Genomic DNA, 19,164 nt, shown 5'->3' on the forward strand with positions numbered 1-19,164 from the left:
CGATGGCGAAGGTCCATGCCACCGCGATCGTCGACGCGGGTGCGGAATTGGCCGATGACGTCGAGATCGGCCCCTACGCCGTCATCGGTGCGCAGGTGCGCATCGGTGCTGGCAGCGTCGTCGGCGCGCACTGCGTGATCGACGGCCGCACCACCATCGGCCGCGACAACCGCTTCCACCCGTTCAGTTCGATCGGCGGCATGCCGCAGGACATGAGCCACGGCGGCGAAGTCACCGAACTGGTGATCGGCGACCGCAACACGGTGCGCGAGTTCTGCACCTTCAACACTGGCACCTTCAAGGAGCAGGGTGTCACGCGCATCGGCAGCGACAACTGGGTGATGGCCTATGTGCACATCGCCCACGACGTGCAACTGGGCAGCCACACCATCCTGGCCAACAACGCCACGCTGGCCGGCCATGTGCGCGTGGGCGACTGGGCGGTGATCGGCGGGCTGACGGGCGTGCACCAGTTCGTGAAGATCGGCGCGCACGCCATGGTCGGCTTCCAGGGGCACGTCGCCCAGGACGTGGCCCCCTTCATGACGGTGGACGGCAACCCGCTGGCCACCCGTGCGGTGAACGTCACCGGCCTCAAGCGCCGGGATTTCAGCCCCGGGCGGATCGCGCTGATCCGCAGGATGCACAAGCTCATCTTCCGCGACTCGCTCCCGCTGGAACAGGCCCGCGCCCGGATCGAGTCCTTGCGCGGCCAGGGCGACCCCGCGGCCGATGGTGACGTGCAGGTGATGCTGGAATTCCTGGCTGCGTCCACCCGCGGCCTGGTCCGCTGACGCTCGCATGACCGATGCGGCGCCGCGGCTGGCGATGGTCGCCGGCGAGGCCTCCGGCGACCTGCTTGCCGGCCTGTTGCTGCGCGGCGTGCGCGCCCGCTGGCCGGGTAGCCGGTCGATGGGCATCGGCGGGCCTCGCATGGCCGAGCAGGGCTTCGAGGCGTGGTGGCCGCACGAGCGCCTGTCGGTTTTCGGCTATGTCGACGCGCTGGCGCGTCTGCCCGAGTTGCTGCGCATCCGCCGCCATTTGGCGCAGCGCCTGCTGCAAGACCGTCCCTCGGCCTTCATCGGCGTCGACGCGCCGGACTTCAATTTCGGGCTCGAGACCCGTCTGCGCGAGGCGGGCATCAAGACGCTTCATTTCGTCTGCCCGTCGATCTGGGCCTGGCGCCGCGAGCGGGTGCACAAGCTCGCCCGTGCGGCAGATCATGTGCTGTGCCTGTTCCCGTTCGAGCCCGCGCTGCTGCACGCGCACGGCATCGCGGCCACCTTCGTCGGCCACCCGCTGGCCGACGCGATCCCGATCGATCCTCCCCGATCCGCGGCGCGCGTGGCGCTCGGCCTGTCCGACCGCGCGCAGGTCGTGGCCTTGCTGCCCGGCAGCCGCCACAGCGAGATCGCGCAGATCGCGCCACGCATCGCGGCGGCGGCGGCGCTGATGCACGGCCTGCGTCCGCATCTCGACTTCGTGCTGCCCGTGTCGCCCGGGCTGAGGCCGCTGGTGGAGCCCCTGCTGGCCCGACATGCGCCCAGCGTGCCCATCCGCCTGCTCGACGGCCGTTCGCACGAGGCGCTGGCCGCTTGCGACGTGACCCTGATCGCCAGTGGCACCGCCACGCTGGAGGCGGCACTCTTCAAGCGGCCGATGGTCATCACCTACCATCTGGCCTGGCTGAACTGGCAGCGCATGAAGCGCATGAGCTACCAGCCCTGGTTCGGCCTGCCCAACATCCTCTGCCGCGAATTCGTTGTGCCCGAACTCATCCAGGAGGCCGCCACGCCCGAGGCGCTGGCTCGCGATACGCTGGCCTGGCTCGACGACGCGCCCCGCGTGAGCGCATTGCAGCGGCGCTTTCTCGATCTGCACCATCAACTTCGCCAGGACACCGCCCGGCGCGCCACCGATGCCATCGCGCAAGTCCTCGGCGCTTGACCTGCGCACGCTCGGCCCCGGCTGGGATGCACCCGGCCTGGTGGCCGGCGTCGACGAGGCCGGGCGCGGCCCGCTGGCGGGCCCGGTGGTGGCTGCGGCCGTGATCCTGGACGACCTGCATCGCATCGAGGGCTTGGCCGATTCGAAGGCCCTGACGGCCCGCCGCCGAGACCAGCTGTACGACGAGGTCCGCGCCAAGGCGCTGGCTTGCTGCGTCGCCGAGGCCAGCGTCGAGGAGATCGACCGCCTGAACATCCTGCAAGCCACGCTGCTGGCCATGCAGCGTGCGGTGGCCGGCCTGCGGCTGGTGCCCAAGCGGGTGGTGGTCGATGGCAATCGCCTGCCGACCTTGCCGATGCAGGCGGCGGCCGTGGTCAAGGGGGATGCGCGGGTGGCGGCCATCTCGGCCGCATCGATCCTGGCCAAGGTGCACCGTGACCGCCTGTGCGAAGGTCTGCACGACGCGCACCCCGCCTACGGCTTTGCCGTCCACAAGGGCTACCCGACGGCCCAGCACCTGGCGGTGCTGCGGCAGATCGGCCCATGTGTTGCGCACCGTGTGAGTTATGCGCCGGTGCGCGAGGCGCTCGCGTGCAGGACCTCCTCAGACCTGCCGGACGGCATGGCCCGGGCCGTTGGACGCGCACCGTGACCGAACCGGTGCTTGTCAGTTCGCGCGACAACCCGCTGTTGCAGCGCCTGCGCAAGATGGCCCGCGACCCGACGGCCTACCGCCGGCTTGGCGAGGCCTGGCTCGAAGGCGAGCACCTGTGCAGCGCCCTGTGCCAGCACGGCGGCCGGCCGGCGCAGGCGGTGGTGTCCGACTCTGCCTGGCAGCAGCCGGCGCTGCGGGCTCTGGCGGCCTCGGCAGCGCGCATCGTGGTGGTGCCCGATGCCCTGTTCGACTCGGTCAGCACGCTCGGCTCGCCGGGGAGGCTCGGCTTCCTGGTGGCGCTGCCCGTCGGTCAGGCCCTGCGGCCCGATGCCGCCAGCGTCGTGCTCGACCGCGTGCAGGACGCCGGCAACGTCGGCAGCATCCTGCGCAGCGCGGCAGCCTTCGGCGTGGCCCAGGTGCTGGCCCTGCAAGGCACGGCCGGGCTGTGGTCGCCCAAGGTGCTGCGCGCCGGCATGGGTGCGCATTTCGGCCTGCACCTGGTCGAAGGCCTGGACTCCGCCGACCTGTCGGCCCTGGCCGTGCCCTGGATCGGCACCAGCCTGCGCACCGATCGCCTGCTGCCGCAGGCGAAGCTGCCTTGGCCCTGCGCCTGGCTGGTGGGGCACGAAGGGCAGGGCGTCGACGAGGCACTGCTGTCACGCTGCAGCCAAGTGGTGCGCATCCCGCAGCCGGGGGGCGAGGAATCGCTCAACGTCGCCGCCGCCGCCGCGGTCTGCCTCTACGAGTCGCAGCGCCAGCGCGGTTGACCGCGTCGGCGCGGCCCGGCCAGGCTCAGTAGATCAAGCGGTCCGGCCGGATGTCGCGCAGGATGGTGGTGGCGATCTCCTCGATCGACTTGTGCGTCGAACTCAGCCACGACACGCCGTGGCGTCGCATCATGGCTTCGGCCTCGTTCACCTCGTAGCGGCAGTTTTCGATCGACGCGTACTTGCTGCCCTGGCGGCGCTCGTTGCGGATCTGCGAAAGCCGCTCGGGGTCGATGGTCAGGCCGAAGCACTTGCTCAGGTGCTCGTTCACCGACTTGGGCAGCTTGCCGCGCTCGAAGTCCTCGGGCACCAGCGGGTAGTTCGCGGCCTTGATGCCGTGTTGCATGGCCAGGTACAGCGAGGTCGGCGTCTTGCCACAGCGGCTGACGCCGAGCAGGATCACGTCGGCACTGTCCAGGTTGCGCGACGACTGGCCGTCGTCGTGGGCCAGCGAGAAGTTGATGGCCTCGATGCGGTCGTTGTACTCGGAGCTCTTGGCCGCATCGGAAAAGCGCCCGACGCGGTGGTTGCTCTTCATGCCGAACTCCACTTCCAGCGGCTCGACGAAGGCACGGAACATGTCCAGCGCCATGCCCAGGCAGTCGGGCGAGGTGACGATGCTGCGCACCTCGTCGTTCACCAGCGTGATGAAGACGATCGGACGGCAGCCTTCCGCCCGCGCCACCTGGTTGATCTCGCCGACCACCGCGCGGGCCTTCTCGACCGTGTCGATGAAGGGCCGCCGCACATGGCGGGGCTTGGCCGAGAACTGGGCCAGGATGGAATTGCCGAAGGTCTCGGCGGTGATGCCGGTGCCGTCCGATACAAAGAACACGCTTCGATGGGGCATGGGAACTTCCCGTTGCTCGGCCTTCAGCCGATCTTCAGGGATCATAGGCGCATCGTCCGTAGAATCGACGACAACGCGCCCGATGCAGCGACACCCGCGATGACCCCGTTCCGCCCCTCCCCCGATGGCCGCCGTGTGGCGGTGGGGAGCCGTGTCGCTTTCCAGGCCACCCCGGTTTCTCACCATCACGGAGCTTTCCCATGTCAACCCTTCCTCTGGCGACCGCCCTGGTCGTTCCGTTCGAACAACTGAGGATGACCGATGTCGAGGTGGTCGGCGGCAAGAACGCCAGCCTCGGCGAAATGATCAGCCAGCTGGCTGCCTCCGGGGTGCGTGTGCCCGGCGGGTTCGCCACCACGGCCCACGCCTTTCGCGAGTTCCTGCACCACGGTGGTCTCACCGACCGCATCAGCGCGCGCCTGTCGGCGTTGGACACCGATGACGTCAAGGCGCTGGCCCAGGCCGGCGCCGAGATCCGCGGCTGGGTCGTCGACGCGCCGTTCCCGGCCGATTTCGAGGCGGCGGTGCGGCAGTCGTTTGCCGACCTCACCCGCGACAACGCCGACGCCAGCTTCGCCGTGCGCTCGTCGGCCACCGCCGAGGACATGCCGGACGCGTCCTTTGCCGGCCAGCAGGAGACCTTCCTCAACGTGCATGGCATCGACGACGTGCTGCACAAGATGAAGGAGGTGTTTGCCTCGCTCTACAACGACCGCGCCATCAGCTACCGCGTGCACAAGGGCTATGCCCACCACGACGTGGCGCTGTCGGCCGGCGTGCAGCGCATGGTGCGCTCCGACCTCGGTGCCGCCGGCGTGATGTTCACCATCGACACCGAGTCTGGCTTCGAGGACGTGGTCTTCATCACCGCCAGCTACGGCCTGGGCGAGACGGTGGTGCAGGGCGCCGTCAACCCCGACGAGTTCTACGTGCACAAGCCCGGGCTGAAGGCCGGCCGGCTACCGATCATCCGCCGTTCGCTGGGTTCCAAGCTCATCCGCATGGAGTTTGCCAGTGACCAGGACCGCCTGGCCACCGGCCGCCTGGTGCGCACCGTCGACACGCCGCCCGAACTGCGCAACCGCTATTCGCTGGTCGACGCCGACGTCATCGAGCTGGCCCGCTACGCACTCGTCATCGAGCAGCACTACGGCCGCGCGATGGACATCGAGTGGGGCAAAGATGGTGTCGACGGCAAGCTCTACATCCTGCAGGCCCGGCCCGAGACCGTGAAGAGCCAGTCGGCGTCGCAGGTGGAGCACAAGTACCGCCTGAAGGGCAATGCCGGCCGCACGTCCACGCTGCTGGCCGAAGGCCGGGCCATCGGCCAGAAGATCGGCACCGGCCCCGTGCGGCTGGTGCACTCGATCGCCGAGATGGACCGCGTGCAGCCCGGCGATGTGCTGGTCACCGACATGACCGATCCCAACTGGGAGCCGGTGATGAAGCGCGCCTCGGCCATCGTCACCAACCGTGGCGGCCGCACCTGCCATGCGGCCATCATCGCGCGCGAACTGGGCATCCCGGCGGTGGTGGGCTGCGGCGACGCCACCGAGCGACTGGCCGACGGTGCCCTCGTCACCGTGGTGTGCAGCGAGGGCGACACCGGCTTCATCTACGACGGCCTGCTCGAGACCGAGATCTCCGAGGTGCGGCGCGGCGAGATGCCCTACAGCCCGATCAAGATCATGATGAACGTCGGCAACCCGACGCTGGCCTTCGACTTCGCGCAGATCCCGAATTCGGGCGTCGGCCTGGCGCGGCTCGAGTTCATCATCAACAACAACATCGGCGTGCACCCGAAGGCGATCCTCGACTACCCCAACGTCGACCCCGACCTGAAGAAGGCCGTCGAGTCGGTGGCCCGCGGCCACGCGTCGCCGCGCGCGTTCTACGTCGACAAGCTCGTCGAGGGCGTGGCCACCATCGCCGCCGCGTTCTGGCCCAAGACGGTGATCGTGCGGCTGTCCGACTTCAAATCCAACGAGTACCGCAAGCTCATCGGCGGCAAGCGCTACGAGCCGGACGAAGAAAATCCGATGCTGGGCTTCCGCGGCGCGTCGCGCTACATCAGCGGCGACTTCGCCGATGCCTTCGGCATGGAATGCGAAGCCCTCAAGCGCGTGCGCAACGAGATGGGCCTGACGAACGTCGAGATCATGGTGCCCTTCGTGCGCACCGTGCGCCAGGCCGAGCGGGTGACGCAACTGCTGGCTGGCCGTGGCCTGGCGCGTGGCCAGAACGGCCTGCGCCTGATCATGATGTGCGAGGTGCCGAGCAACGCGATCCTGGCCGACCAGTTCCTCGAGTACTTCGACGGCATGTCGATCGGCTCGAACGACCTGACGCAGCTGACGCTGGGCCTGGACCGCGACTCCGGCCTGGCCCAGTTGGCCGAGGACTTCGACGAACGCGACCCCGCCGTCAAGGCGCTGATCTCGCGGGCCATTGCGGCCTGCCGCGCCACCGGCAAGTACATCGGCATCTGCGGACAGGGCCCCAGCGACCACCCCGACTTCGCCGACTGGCTGGCCGCGGAAGGCATCGTGTCCATCTCCCTCAACCCGGACAGCGTGGTGGACACCTGGGTGCGGCTGGCCGGCGCCTGACCGCCTGACGAGGGCCTCGTCACGGCGCCCGGAGCCTTTGGCGATCGGGTGATGCCCCGGGAGGCACGGCGTCCTGGGGCGGTATGCTCGGGCGCCGATGGCTGCCCGACAACCGCCCACAGAACTGATCAGCCGAGTGTTCCGCGACCGGCTGAACCGGCGCTATGCGCTGTTCGCCGTGGCGGTGGTGCTGTTCGTGATCGCACTGGCCTTGCTCGAACGCAGCGGCTGGCCCCGAAGCTGGATCAGTGCCAGCTTCCTGATCGCCACGGTGCTGGTCTATGCCGGCATCGGGCTGGCCAGCCGCACGACCATCGAGGCCGAGTACTACGTGGCAGGCCGGCGCGTGCCGGCGATGTACAACGGCATGGCCACCGCCGCCGACTGGATGTCGGCGGCCTCGTTCATCGGCACGGCGGGCGTGATCTACCTGCAGGGGTTCAGCGGGCTGGCCTACATCCTCGGCTGGACCGGAGGGTTCTGCCTCGTCGCGCTGCTGCTGGCACCGTATCTGCGGCGGTTCGGTCGCTTCACGGTGCCCGATTTCCTCGGCGCCCGCTATGGCGGCCGCATGCCGCGCCTCATCGGTGTGGCGGCCACGGTGCTGGTGAGCTTCGTGTATGTCGTCGTGCAGGTCTACGGCATCGGCCTGATCACCTCGCACCTCACCGGCTTCAATTTCGAGATCGGCATCTTCGTCGGCCTGGGCGGGGTGCTGGTGTGCTCGTTCCTGGGCGGCATGCGCGCCGTCACCTGGACGCAGGTGGCGCAGTACATCGTGCTGATCCTCGCCTACATGGTGCCGGTGCTGTGGCTGAACGTGAACCAGAACGGTTCCTGGGCACCGCTGTTCAGCTACGACAAGCAACTGCAGATCGTCACCGAACGAGAAGCCCAACTGCTCATCGACACCCGGGAGATCGAAGTCCGGCGCATCCTGGAAGGGCGGGCCGTCACCCTGCGAGGCAAGCTGGCCGACCCGTCCGCCGCGCTGACCGAGGAGCGCGCGCAGCTCGAGCGCGAGATCCAGTTGCTCCGGGCGCAGAACACCTCGTCGCTGGGCCTGCAGCAGTTGCAGCGCCGCCTGGAGCGCTTGCCGCGCAATGAATCGGAGGCGCGCGCGCAGTACCAGCGCGAGCTCGACCAGACACTGGTCCAGGCGGCGCCCCTGGCAGGACTGGCTCCCCAGGTGAAGCCCTATCCGGTCGAGGACAGCGTCGAGGCCATTTCCGGCATCGACCGGCGCAACTTCCTGGCGCTGGTGTTCTGCCTGATGCTGGGCACCGCAGCCATGCCGCACGTGCTGATGCGCTACTACACCTCTCCGTCGGTGGCCTCGGCACGCAACTCGGTGGGCTGGTCGCTGTTCTTCATCGCCATGCTTTACCTCAGCGCACCGGCGTTTGCGGTGATGGTGAAGTACGAGGTCTTCACGGAGATCGTCGGCATGCCGTTTGCCGATCTGCCGGCCTGGATCCGGCGCTGGTCCAAGATCGATCCGTCGCAGGTCGGCGTCCAAGACATCAACGGCGATGGCTTCCTGCAACTGGCCGAACTGCGCCTGGGCGGCGACCTCATCGTGCTGGCAGCACCTGAGATCGGTGGGCTGCCCGTGGTGGTGACCTACCTGGTGGCCGCCGGCGGGCTGGCGGCGGCGCTGTCCACGGCCGACGGCCTGCTGCTCACCATTGCCAGCGCGCTGTCCTACGACCTGTACTACCGCGAGATCAATCCGAAGGCTTCGCCGATCCGTCGGGTGATGCTGTCGAAGATGCTGGTGCTGCTGGTCGCGATCATGGCGGCCTGGGCCGCGTCGGCGCGCATGGCCGGCATCCTGCCCTTCGTGACGACCGCCTTTTCGTTGGCGGCTGCGGCCTTCTTCCCGGCGCTGGTGGCGGGCATCTTCTGGCGCCGTGCCAACCGGGCCGGCGCGGTCGCCGGCATGTTCGTGGGCCTGGCGGTGTGCATCGGCTACATCGTGGCCAACCTGCCGGTCGTGCAGCGGGCATGGGGCCTGGCCTCCGGCACGCTGGCGACGCGCTGGTTCAACATCGACCCCATCGCCGCCGGCGTGTTCGGCGTGCCGGCCGGCCTGCTGGCGCTGGTCGTGGTCAGCCTGTTGACCGCGCCACCCGGCCCCGACGAGATGGAATTGCTGCGCCACCTGCGCAGCCCCGAAGCCCAGCCTGGCACCGGCCGGTCGGGCGGTTCGACGCGAAGGCTATAATCGCCGGCTTTTCACCGGACGGTGCATTCCTGTGCCGTCCACTTGCCGCACCGGCGTGTCGACGCTTGCCGGGCGGCTTCCGATCTTCGGAAACCTCAAGGAGCGTTCATGCGTCATTACGAGATCGTGCTCGTGATCCATCCGGATCAAAGCGAGCAGGTTCCAGCCATGCTGGAACGGTACAAAGGCATCGTCACCGCCGCGGGCGGCAAGGTGCATCGGGTCGAGGACTGGGGCCGCCGCCAGATGGCCTACCAGATTCAGAAGCTCGCCAAGGCGCACTATGTGTGCCTGAACATCGAGTGCAGCAAGGAAACCCTGGCTGAGATCGAGACCGGCTTCCGCTTCAACGACGCCGTGTTGCGCCACCTCACCGTGTCGCGACCCAAGGCAGACACCAACCCGTCCGTCATGATGAAGATGGTCGAGAAGGAAGAAGCCCGCAAGTCGAACCAGGAAACCAGCGCCTGACAGACGAACACGCCGCCACGCCCGACCGCGCACCGTCGAACCGGCTGGTTCTGACGGCGCAACTGGTCGAACGAGGTGCCGTGCGATACACCCCCGCCGGCCTTCCGGCCCTCGACCTGATGCTCAAGCACGAGTCGACGGTCACCGAGGACGGCCAGCCCCGCAAGGTCTCGATGGAGATCAAGGCGGTGGCGATCGGGGCGATCACACGGGCCCTCGGCGAGCTGCTTCTTGGAACATCCGCCGGATTCGCCGGGTTCCTCACAGCAGCACGCAACGGACGCGGCCTGTCGTTCCATGTCACGTCGCTCGACACCGATTCACCGCACACCGCAATCTAGATTGAAAGAGGTTCACCATGCCCCCGCCACGTGGTAAAGGTAAGTTCTCCAAGGACCGCAAGCCCAAGCGCAACCAGCAATCGCTGCTGTTCAAGCGCAAGCGCTTCTGCCGCTTCACCGTCGCCAACGTCGAAGAGATCGACTACAAGGACGTCGACACGCTGCGCGACTTCATCGGCGAGAACGGCAAGATCACGCCGGCCCGCCTGACCGGCACGCGCGCGTTCTACCAACGCCAGCTCACCGTGGCCATCAAGCGTGCGCGCTTCCTGGCCCTGGTGCCGTACAGCGACCAGCATCGCGTCTGAAGGAGCCAAGACCATGCAAGTGATCCTGCTCGACAAAGTCGCCAACCTGGGCAACCTGGGTGATGTGGTCAAGGTCAAGGACGGCTACGCCCGCAACTTCCTGATCCCGACCAAGCGCGCCCGTCGCGCCACGGCCGTGGCCATCAAGGAGTTCGAGGGTCGCCGCGCCGAACTCGAGAAGACCGCCGCCGAGAAGCTGGCCGCGGCGCAAGCCGTCGGCGAGAAGCTCGCCGGCAAGACCGTCACCATCGCCCAGAAGGCCGGCGTGGATGGCCGCCTGTTCGGCTCGGTGACCAACTTCGACGTGGCCGAAGGCCTGAAGAAGCTGGGCTTCGACATCCCGAAGGCCAACGTTCGCATGCCGAACGGCCCGCTGAAGACCGTGGGAGAGCACCCGGTCCAGGTGGCGGCGCACACCGACGTGGTGGTCGAGGTCACGGTGCACGTGGTGCCCGAGGCCGACTGATCCACCCGCTGCGCGTTCATCGCGACGAGGGCCGGCTCTGCCGGCCCTTTTTCTTTTCTCCAGCCGCATTTCAACAGCCGGCCCCCCGCTTCTCCACAGGCTTGCCCACAGGCCTGCGGGTGACCCCGATTTATCATCGCCCGGACATGTCAGCAGTCTTCAATCCCCCAGGCGCTCCCACCACCGACGACGAGGTCTCGCGCCTGCGCGTGCCCCCGCATTCCAACGAGGCCGAGCAGAGCGTGCTGGGCGGCCTGCTGATCGACAACCTGGCCTGGGACCGCGCCGGCGACCAGATCACCGACAGCGACTTCTACCGCTTCGAGCACCGCGAGATCTTCATCGCGATCTCGGCCCTGATCGCCGCCAGCAAGCCGGCGGACGTGATCACCGTGTTCGAGCAGTTGCAGAGCACCGGCAAGGCCGAGGCCTGCGGTGGCCTGTCGTACCTCAACGCCCTGGCGCAGAGCGTTCCCAGTGCCGCCAACCTGCGCCGTTATGCCGAGATCGTCCGCGAGCGCGCCATCCTGCGCAAGCTCATCTCGGCCAGCGACGAGATCGCCACCAACGCCTTCAACCCGCAGGGCCGCCCGGTCTCGCAGATCCTGGACGAGGCCGAGGGCCGCATCTTCAAGATCGGCGAGGAAGGCTCGCGCAACAAGCAGGGCTTCATCGGCATCGACCGGCTGACCATGCAGCTGATCGAGCGTGTGACCGAGCTGCACGAGAACGGCGCCGAAGACGTCACCGGCATCCGCACCGGCTTCTACGACATGGACAGCATGACGGCGGGCCTGCAGAAGGGCGACCTGATCATCCTGGCCGCGCGGCCGTCGATGGGCAAGACCGCCTTCGCGCTGAACATCGCCGAGAACGTGGCCGTGCGCGAGGGCCTGCCGGTGTTGGTGTTCTCGATGGAAATGGGCGCCGCGCAGCTGGCCTTGCGGATGGTCGGCTCGCTCGGCCGCATCGACCAGTCGCACCTGCGCACCGGGCGGCTCAAGGACGACGAATGGGGCCGGCTCACCGAGGCCGCCGAGTACCTGAGCAAGGCGCCGATGTACATCGACGAGACGCCGGCGCTGAACCCGGCCGAGCTGCGCGCGCGCTCTCGCCGCATGGCCCGGCAGTTCGGCGGCACGCTCGGCCTGATCGTGGTCGACTACCTGCAGCTGATGAGCGGCACCAGCAAGAGCGACGGCGAGAACCGCGCCACCGAGATCAGCGAGATCTCGCGTGGCCTGAAGGCGCTGGCCAAGGAACTGCAGTGCCCGGTGATCGCGCTGTCGCAGCTCAACCGCAGCGTCGAGACCCGCACCGACAAGCGGCCGATGATGAGCGACCTGCGCGAGTCGGGCGCCATCGAGCAGGACGCCGACATCATCATGTTCATCTACCGCGACGAGTACTACACCAAGGAGCAGTGCAAGGAGCCCGGCATCGCCGAGATCATCATCGGCAAGCAGCGCAACGGGCCGGTGGGCACTGTCAAGCTCACCTTCCTGAAACCGCTGACCAAGTTCGACAACCTGGCGCCGGGCAGCTCTGGCGGCGGGGAATACTGACCGGCCAGCCGACTTGGCAGACGGTCATTCCGGTGCCCTGGGAAGGGCCATTGGACGGGGGTGCGTGAACTGTATATATTCACAGTATGCGCACCGTGCCAATCGTTCCCGTTCCGTCCCAGCCCATGGGAGCGCCGGCCGAGCCGGTCAAGGGACGCGGCACGGGCTGGAACCTGCCCCATCGCTTCGAGCGCGTGCAGCGCGAGCCGGTCGACGACGGCTGGGGCGAGGTCGAGCAGGCCGTGCAGAGCGATGTGGTGCCGCCGCAGACCCAGGTGCTCGAAGAGCGCGTCAAGTCCATCCTGGCCAGCAACGATTCGCCCGACATCGGCTTCGACCTGTCGATCAACCCCTACCGGGGCTGTGAGCATGGGTGCATCTACTGCTACGCGCGCCCCACGCACAGCTACCTGAACCTCTCGCCCGGGCTCGATTTCGAGACCCGCATCGTCGCCAAGGTGAATGCCGCGCAGCGCCTGCGCGAGGCCTTCATGGCGCCGGGCTACGAGCCGCAGATGCTCAACATCGGCTCCGTCACCGACGCCTACCAGCCGGCCGAACGCCGCATGCGCATCACCCGCGGCGTGATCGAGGTGATGAGCGAGTTCTCGCATGGCTTTTCGCTGCTCACCAAGTCGTCGGGTGTCGAGCGCGACCTCGACCTCATCGCGCCGATGGCCGAGCAGCGCCTGGCCGCGGTCTACGTGTCGATCACCACGCTCGATGCCGCGCTGGCGCGGGTGCTCGAACCCCGTGCTGCGTCGCCCGAGCGGCGGCTGCGCACCATCCGCACGCTGGCGCAGGCCGGCGTGCCGGTGGGCGTGAGCGTGTCGCCGGTGATCCCGTTCATCAATGAACCCGAGCTCGAACGCATCCTCGAAGCCGCGCGCGACGCGGGTGCGTCGTCGGCGTTTTCGATCGTGCTGCGCCTGCCCTGGGAGGTGAACCCGCTGTTCCAGCAGTGGCTGCAGCAGCACTTCCCCGAGCGCGCCGATCGGGTGATGGCGCGGGTGCGCGAGATGCGCGGGGGCCGCGACAACGATAGCCAGTTCGGCAGCCGCATGACCGGGCAGGGCATCTGGGCCAGCCTGCTGCGCCAGCGTTTCGACAAGGCCACGCGGCGGTTGGGGCTGCAGAACGACCGTGCGGGACTCGACCTCAGCCGCTTCCGGCGGCCTGCTGTGCGGGGTGATGAGCGGCAGGGCCGCCTGTTCTGACACCGCCCACGGTCGGCGCATCACCGACCGTGGGCGGAGCGTCGATGGCAATGGCCCGGTGCCTGAGCCCCGGGGCCCTGCCGGCTCAGCGGCGCAGCAGCAGTCCGCCGGGCGACCGGCCGGTGCGCCGCACCCCGGCCAGGTGCGTGATCGGGTGGCAGAAGCGGCGCTGCAGGCTCGTGGTCTCTGTCAGCAGGTGGGCGCTGTCCTCGATGGTCTCGGCATGGCGCTGGGCCACCAGGCCCGCCATCTCGATGAGCTTGGCGTTCAGCGTGTCCGTGCCTTGCTGCAGCAGGGTTTGCACGGCCAGGCGGGGTTCGCCGCGCAGCGAGAAGCTCATCGCCTGTTCGGCCATGCCGGTGATCTCGGCGTGGCAGGCGCGGATGGTGGGTTCGAGCACCTCATGGTGTCCGGTGGCCGCCACCAGCATCTCGGTCACGGCCTTCGACACGCAGAAGCGCATGCCGATGTGGCGTCCGACCAGGGCCATGTCCTCGGTGCCCGAGGACACCGGCGGCAGGCGGCTCCACAGTGCCAGCACCACGGTGGCGGCCTCGAGGTCGAAGCCTTCCGCCTCGTAGCTTGCGGCCATCGCGCGCGCCGTGTCGGTGGCGTTCTGCGCATCGCGCCCTTGCAGCGCCAGCAGTGCCGCGGTGGCATCGTCGAATCGCTGCAGGCGGGTCGAGCCGGCATGGCGCTCGGCGTAGCGGCGGATCTGTTCGCGCACCGCGGCCAGGCCCTTGGTGTCTCCGCTGTCGTGGCGCAGCAGCGCCAGCAGCATCAGCGTCAGCGCATCGAAGAGCTTGCTGCGCAGGCCCATGGCCATGGTGCGTTCCAGCATGCGCAAGGCCTCGGCGTGTTCGCCCTGGTAGAACGCCAGGGTGCCGCAGTGCTGCAGGCGCAGCAGGCAGCCCGGGGTCAGCTGCGCCGCATTGCGGTAGGTCAGCAGAGCCTGGCCGAAGTCGCCCTGGTCGACGTGCACCCGGCCCAGCACGTCGTAGGCGTCGGCATGCTGCGGATGGTCGGTCAGCAGGGCTTCGATGGTGCGCCGGGCCGGCACCACTTCGCCGCCCGCCAACTGCGCGCGTGCGATGCCCAGCCGCGCCCAGGGTTGCGCCTTTTCCTTGGCCACGGCCTCGTAGATGCGCCGTGCATCGGACGAGCGGTTCAGCTTGAGCATCAGCTCGGCCGCCACGCGCCCGCAGAACTGCCAGTAGCTCTCGCGCTGGCTGAAGCGGTGGATGCACAGGCGCAGCGCGCGCTCGTTGTCCTGTCGCTCGAGGGCTTCGAAGATGTCCTTGAGCATGCGCTTGCGGCGCCGCGCCTCCATCAGTCGCTCGCCCAGCGAGGCGGCGGTGTAGGGCTTGAGCAGGTAGCTGTCCAGCGCCGATTCGGCGGCCTCGACGATCTTGGCGTAGGTGGCCTCGCCGGTGACCATGATGAACACCGTGGCGTGCGGCAGCAGGTTCTCGCGGCGCAGTTCGTCCAGCAGGTCCTGGCCGGACATGGCCGACGACTCGAAGTGGTAGTCGCACAGCACGATGTCGTAGGGCCGCCGTTCCAGCAGCAGCCGGGCATCGTTCACCCGGCCGGTTTGCTTGATGTGGCCGACCCCCAGGTCGCGCAGCTGAGCCGACATCACGCTGCGCGAGGTCGGGTTGCCGTCGATGACCAGCGCGTGCGCCTGGTCGATGTCGCGGTCGATCAGCATCGGGCGTCCCGCCGCTGGAAGGGGGGCGGCCGCGGGGCGGGCGAGCGATGGAAGGCGAGGAGGGGCATGCGCGGGCCTGGGCGGACTGCAGCGATGCCTTCATATCGGCCCCGCGCGGCGGGGCTTGAGCGCAGGGGCCGCCGGGCCTCTGCGGCGGCGACCTACTTGAACAGGTCCTTGACCCGGTCGGTCCAGCTCTTGGCCGTGGGCGAGTGCTTGTCGCCGCCCTTGCGCAGCGATTCGTCGAGCTCCTTGAACAGCTTGCGCTGGTGCTCGGTGAGCTTGACCGGCGTTTCCACCGAGACGTGGCAGTACAGGTCGCCCGGGTAGCTGGAGCGCAGCCCCTTGATGCCCTTGCCGCGCAGCCGGAAGGTCTTGCCGTGCTGGGTGCCCTCGGGCAGCTCGATCTCGGCCTTGCCGCCGAGGGTGGGCACCTCGATCGAGCCGCCCAGCGCCACCGTCGTCAGCGGCACCGGCACCTTGACGTGCAGGTCGTCGCCGTCGCGCTCGAAGAGGTCGTGCTCCTTGATGCGGATCTCGATGTACAGGTCGCCCGGGGGGCCGCCGTTGGTGCCCGGCTCGCCATTGCCGGCCGAACGGATGCGCATGCCTTCGTTGATGCCGGCGGGGATCTTCACCTCCAGCGTCTTCTGTCGCTTGATCTTGCCGGCGCCGTTGCAGGTGGTGCAGGGCTCGGGGATGATCTTGCCGCTGCCCTGGCAGTGCGGGCAGGTTTGCTGGATGCTGAAGAAGCCCTGGCGGATGTGCACCGTGCCCGAGCCATTGCAGGTGGTGCAGGTCTTGGCACTGGTGCCCGGCTTGGCGCCGGTGCCCTTGCAGGTCTCGCAGTTGTCCCAGGTGGGGATGCGGATCTGCGCGTCCTTGCCGTGGGCGGCTTCCTCGAGCGTGATCTCCATCGCGTAGCTCAGGTCCGAGCCGCGATAGACCTGCTGGCCGCCCCCGCGCCGGGCTCCGGCGGCGCCACCGAAGATGTCGCCGAAGATGTCGCCGAAGGCATCGGCGAAGCTGCCGCCGCCGCCGCCGCCGAACCCGCCCATGCCGGCGTTCGGGTCCACGCCCGCATGGCCGTGCTGGTCGTAGGCCGCCCGCTTCTGCGGGTCGGAAAGCATCTCGTAGGCCTCCTTGGCCTCCTTGAACTTCTCTTCCGACTTCTTGACGTCGTCACCCTGGTGGCGGTCGGGGTGGTGCTTGGCCGCCAGCCGCCGGTAGGCTTTCTTGATGTCGTCGTCGGAGGCGTTCTTGGGGACGCCGAGGATGTCGTAGAAGTCGCGCTTGGCCATGGACTAGCTCTCGAGGATGCGTGGCTCGGCCACCTTGCTTGACCCCCATGCCGGGGCGGTCCGGTCGATGCCGGGCCCCGGGGGTGCTCAGTACCGCTGAATGGAGATCGCCGCGCCGGGCCCCGGGGCAGGGCCCCGGAGGCTCGAACGCGGCGCGAAGACCGGACAGCCCCGAAGGGCTGTGCCGGAGATCACTTCTTGACTTCCTTGAACTCGGCGTCGACCACGTTCTCGTCGGCCGGCTTGGCATCGGCTTTCGGTGCCTCGCCCGCGCCTGGACCCGCGGCGCCACCGGCGGCAGCGGCCTGCTCGGCATAGACCTTCTCGCCCAGCTTCTGGCTGGCGGCCATCAGGGCCTCGGTCTTGGCGTCGAGGGCGGCCTTGTCGTCGCCCTTCAGCGCTTCCTCGGCGTCCTTCAGCGCGGCCTCGATCTTTTCCTTCTCGCCGGCGTCGAGCTTGTCGCCATGCTCGGCCAGGCTCTTCTTCACCGAGTGCACCATCGCGTCGGCCTGGTTGCGGGCCTGCACCAGTTCGAGCTTCTTGGCGTCCTCGGCCGCGTTGAGCTCGGCGTCCTTCACCATCTTCTGGATCTCTTCCTCGGTGAGGCCGGAGTTCGCCTTGATGGTGATCTTGTTTTCCTTGCCGGTGGCCTTGTCCTTGGCGCCGACGTGCAGGATGCCGTTGGCGTCGATGTCGAAGGTGACCTCGATCTGCGGCAGGCCGCGCGGCGACGGCGGGATGCCTTCGAGGTTGAACTCGCCCAGGCTCTTGTTGCCCGTGGCCATCTCGCGCTCGCCCTGGTAGACCTTGATCGTCACGGCCGGCTGGTTGTCGTCGGCGGTGGAGAACACCTGCGAGAACTTGGTCGGGATCGTGGTGTTCTTCTTGATCATCTTGGTCATCACGCCGCCGAGCGTCTCGATGCCCAGGCTCAGCGGGGTGACGTCCAGCAGCAGCACGTCCTTGCGCTCGCCGCCCAGCACCTGGCCCTGGATGGCCGCGCCCACGGCCACGGCCTCGTCCGGGTTGACGTCCTTGCGCGGTTCCTTGCCGAAGAACTCCTTCACCTTCTCCTGCACCTTGGGCATGCGGCTCATGCCACCGACCAGGATCACGTCGTCGATGTCGGTGAGCTTCACGCCGGCATCCTTCACGGCGATCTTGCAGGGTTCGATGGTGCGGGCGATCAGTTCGTCGACCAGCGACTCGAGCTTGGCGCGGGTGAGCTTGATGTTCAGGTGCCGCGGGCCGGTGGCATCGGCCGTGATGTACGGCAGGTTCACGTCGGTCTGCGTGCTGTTGGACAGCTCGATCTTGGCCTTCTCGGCCGCTTCCTTCAGGCGTTGCAGGGCGAGCACGTCCTTGGTCAGGTCGACGCCTTGCTCTTTCTTGAACTCGGTGACGATGTAGTCGATGATGCGCTGGTCGAAGTCTTCGCCGCCCAGGAAGGTGTCGCCGTTGGTCGACAGCACCTCGAACTGCTTTTCACCGTCGACGTCGGCGATCTCGATGATCGAGATGTCGAAGGTGCCGCCGCCCAGGTCGAACACCGCGATCTTGCGATCGCCCTTGCCGTGCTTGTCCAGGCCGAAGGCCAGGGCCGCGGCAGTGGGCTCGTTGATGATGCGCTTGACGTCCAGGCCCGCGATGCGGCCGGCGTCCTTCGTGGCCTGGCGCTGGCTGTCGTTGAAGTACGCGGGCACCGTGATCACGGCCTCGGTGACCTCTTCGCCCAGGTAGTCCTCGGCGGTCTTCTTCATCTTGCGCAGCACCTCGGCGCTGATCTGCGGCGGCGCGAGCTTCTTGCCGCGCACCTCGATCCAGGCGTCGCCGTTGTCGGCGGCCAGGATCTTGTAGGGCATCAGGTCGATGTCCTTCTGCACTTCCTTCTCGGTGAACTTGCGGCCGATCAGGCGCTTGGACGCGTAGACCGTGTTCTTCGGGTTGGTGACCGCCTGGCGCTTGGCCGAGGCGCCCACCAGCACTTCACCGTCTTCCTGGTAGGCGATGATCGACGGCGTGGTGCGCGCACCCTCGCTGTTCTCGATCACCTTGGTGGTGTTGCCTTCCATGATGGCCACGCACGAGTTCGTGGTGCCGAGGTCGATGCCGATGATCTTGCCCATGTGTTGCTCCTGAAGAGGAAATTTGCTTGCGGTCGAGGTGTGGTCCGGGACGGCGGTTTCAAGCCCTGCCGGCCCGAAGCTTGTTCTGGATCACTTGGGCGCCGTCACGGTCACCAACGCTGGCCGCAGCACGCGGTCGGCGATCAGATAACCTTTTTGCAGCACGGTGACCACGGTGTTCGGGTCTTGCTCAGCCGGCACCACGCTGATGGCCTGGTGGTGGTGCGGGTCGAAGCGCGTGCCGGCTGGCGGGGCGATGGGCAGCACCTTGTTGCGCTCGAGTGCCGCATTCAATTGCCGCAACGTGGCGTGCACGCCTTCGAGCACCTGCTCGACCTTGGCCTCGGGCATCGCGATGGCGGCCTCGAGGCTGTCCTTCACCGGCAGCATGCTCTCGGCAAAGGCCTCGATGGAGAACTTGCGCGCCTTCGACACCTCTTCTTCGGCGCGGCGGCGGGTGTTCTCGGCCTCGGCCTTGGCGCGGAGGTAGGCGTCGGCGGCTTCGGCCCGGCGGGCCTCCAGTTCGGCCAGGCGCTGTTCGATGGTCGGCTGCGGCGGGGCAGCTTCGGTGGCCGGCGCGCATTGTCGCTGGCCAGGGCACGC

Annotated in this window: 17 protein-coding genes; 12 read left to right on the top strand and 5 right to left on the bottom strand. The window is 68.1% G+C overall.

The window, feature by feature from the left end; all coding sequences use genetic code 11:
• The first annotated feature begins 2 nt into the window (after positions 1-2).
• From lpxA to EOINJALH_RS10350, 4 genes are read left to right on the top strand one after another with little or no spacing between them, the layout of a single operon-like run.
• On the top strand, positions 3-794 hold the full coding sequence (gene lpxA / locus EOINJALH_RS10335) for an acyl-ACP--UDP-N-acetylglucosamine O-acyltransferase (RefSeq protein WP_088280292.1): 792 nt from the start codon (positions 3-5) through the stop codon (positions 792-794).
• Positions 795-801: 7 nt separating this feature from the next.
• Positions 802-1,947: a lipid-A-disaccharide synthase gene (gene lpxB, locus EOINJALH_RS10340; RefSeq protein ID WP_088280272.1), complete on the top strand. Its 1,146-nt coding sequence runs from the start codon at positions 802-804 to the stop codon at positions 1,945-1,947.
• Positions 1,919-2,599, top strand: coding sequence for a ribonuclease HII (gene rnhB / locus EOINJALH_RS10345; RefSeq protein ID WP_088280293.1), 681 nt, complete (start codon positions 1,919-1,921; stop codon positions 2,597-2,599). The genes lpxB and rnhB overlap by 29 nt, the downstream gene beginning before the upstream one ends.
• Positions 2,596-3,369, top strand: a complete 774-nt coding sequence (locus tag EOINJALH_RS10350) for a TrmH family RNA methyltransferase (RefSeq protein WP_404872751.1) — start codon at positions 2,596-2,598, stop codon at positions 3,367-3,369. Before rnhB ends, EOINJALH_RS10350 begins: the two co-directional genes overlap by 4 nt.
• Positions 3,370-3,394: 25 nt before the next feature.
• Here the strand turns inward: EOINJALH_RS10350 and EOINJALH_RS10355 are convergent, their stop codons facing one another.
• Positions 3,395-4,219: a pyruvate, water dikinase regulatory protein gene (locus EOINJALH_RS10355; RefSeq protein ID WP_088280274.1), complete on the bottom strand. Its 825-nt coding sequence runs from the start codon at positions 4,217-4,219 to the stop codon at positions 3,395-3,397.
• A 200-nt stretch (positions 4,220-4,419) separates the two neighbouring features.
• Here EOINJALH_RS10355 and ppsA point away from each other — a divergent pair, with 200 nt between their 5' ends.
• The 8 genes from ppsA (at position 4,420) to EOINJALH_RS10395 (ending at position 13,423) form a co-directional block, all read left to right on the top strand.
• A complete protein-coding gene (ppsA, locus tag EOINJALH_RS10360; RefSeq protein WP_088280275.1) occupies positions 4,420-6,828 on the top strand; it encodes a phosphoenolpyruvate synthase in 2,409 nt (802 codons plus the stop codon).
• Positions 6,829-6,925: 97 nt separating this feature from the next.
• Complete coding sequence (locus EOINJALH_RS10365; protein ID WP_088280276.1) at positions 6,926-9,055, top strand: VC_2705 family sodium/solute symporter; 2,130 nt, start codon at positions 6,926-6,928, stop codon at positions 9,053-9,055.
• Between the two features lie 108 nt (positions 9,056-9,163).
• Positions 9,164-9,526 carry a 30S ribosomal protein S6 gene (gene rpsF, locus EOINJALH_RS10370; RefSeq protein WP_088280277.1) on the top strand — a complete coding sequence of 121 codons (363 nt, stop codon included), beginning with the start codon at positions 9,164-9,166 and terminating at the stop codon, positions 9,524-9,526.
• Between the two features lie 50 nt (positions 9,527-9,576).
• Entirely contained in the window at positions 9,577-9,867 is a 291-nt protein-coding gene (gene priB / locus EOINJALH_RS10375) for a primosomal replication protein N (RefSeq protein ID WP_404872753.1), read from the top strand.
• Between the two features lie 17 nt (positions 9,868-9,884).
• Positions 9,885-10,175, top strand: a complete 291-nt coding sequence (gene rpsR / locus EOINJALH_RS10380; RefSeq protein WP_088280279.1) for a 30S ribosomal protein S18 — start codon at positions 9,885-9,887, stop codon at positions 10,173-10,175.
• Between the two features lie 13 nt (positions 10,176-10,188).
• Positions 10,189-10,641 carry a 50S ribosomal protein L9 gene (gene rplI / locus EOINJALH_RS10385; RefSeq protein ID WP_088280280.1) on the top strand — a complete coding sequence of 151 codons (453 nt, stop codon included), beginning with the start codon at positions 10,189-10,191 and terminating at the stop codon, positions 10,639-10,641.
• A 146-nt stretch (positions 10,642-10,787) separates the two neighbouring features.
• On the top strand, positions 10,788-12,206 hold the full coding sequence (gene dnaB / locus EOINJALH_RS10390; RefSeq protein ID WP_088280281.1) for a replicative DNA helicase: 1,419 nt from the start codon (positions 10,788-10,790) through the stop codon (positions 12,204-12,206).
• A 125-nt stretch (positions 12,207-12,331) separates the two neighbouring features.
• The gene (locus EOINJALH_RS10395; protein ID WP_234413769.1) at positions 12,332-13,423 is read left to right on the top strand and encodes a PA0069 family radical SAM protein; all 1,092 of its coding nucleotides are present in this window, start codon (positions 12,332-12,334) and stop codon (positions 13,421-13,423) included.
• 85 nt (positions 13,424-13,508) lie between these two features.
• Here EOINJALH_RS10395 and EOINJALH_RS10400 read toward each other — a convergent pair whose 3' ends face one another.
• From EOINJALH_RS10400 to grpE, 4 genes are all read right to left on the bottom strand, one after another.
• Positions 13,509-15,134, bottom strand: coding sequence for a response regulator (locus EOINJALH_RS10400; RefSeq protein ID WP_088280283.1), 1,626 nt, complete (start codon positions 15,132-15,134; stop codon positions 13,509-13,511).
• Positions 15,135-15,295: 161 nt separating this feature from the next.
• Positions 15,296-16,435, bottom strand: coding sequence for a molecular chaperone DnaJ (dnaJ, locus tag EOINJALH_RS10405; RefSeq protein WP_088280284.1), 1,140 nt, complete (start codon positions 16,433-16,435; stop codon positions 15,296-15,298).
• A 191-nt stretch (positions 16,436-16,626) separates the two neighbouring features.
• Positions 16,627-18,561 (bottom strand): molecular chaperone DnaK, encoded by a 1,935-nt coding sequence (gene dnaK / locus EOINJALH_RS10410; protein WP_088280285.1) that lies wholly within the window; start codon positions 18,559-18,561, stop codon positions 16,627-16,629.
• A 90-nt stretch (positions 18,562-18,651) separates the two neighbouring features.
• Positions 18,652-19,164, bottom strand: a 513-nt coding sequence (gene grpE / locus EOINJALH_RS10415) for a nucleotide exchange factor GrpE (protein WP_144289961.1), incomplete at its 5' end; no start/stop codon positions are given.

This window comes from Ideonella sp. A 288, assembly GCF_002198735.1.
Classification (GTDB): Bacteria; Pseudomonadota; Gammaproteobacteria; order Burkholderiales; family Burkholderiaceae_C; genus Pseudaquabacterium.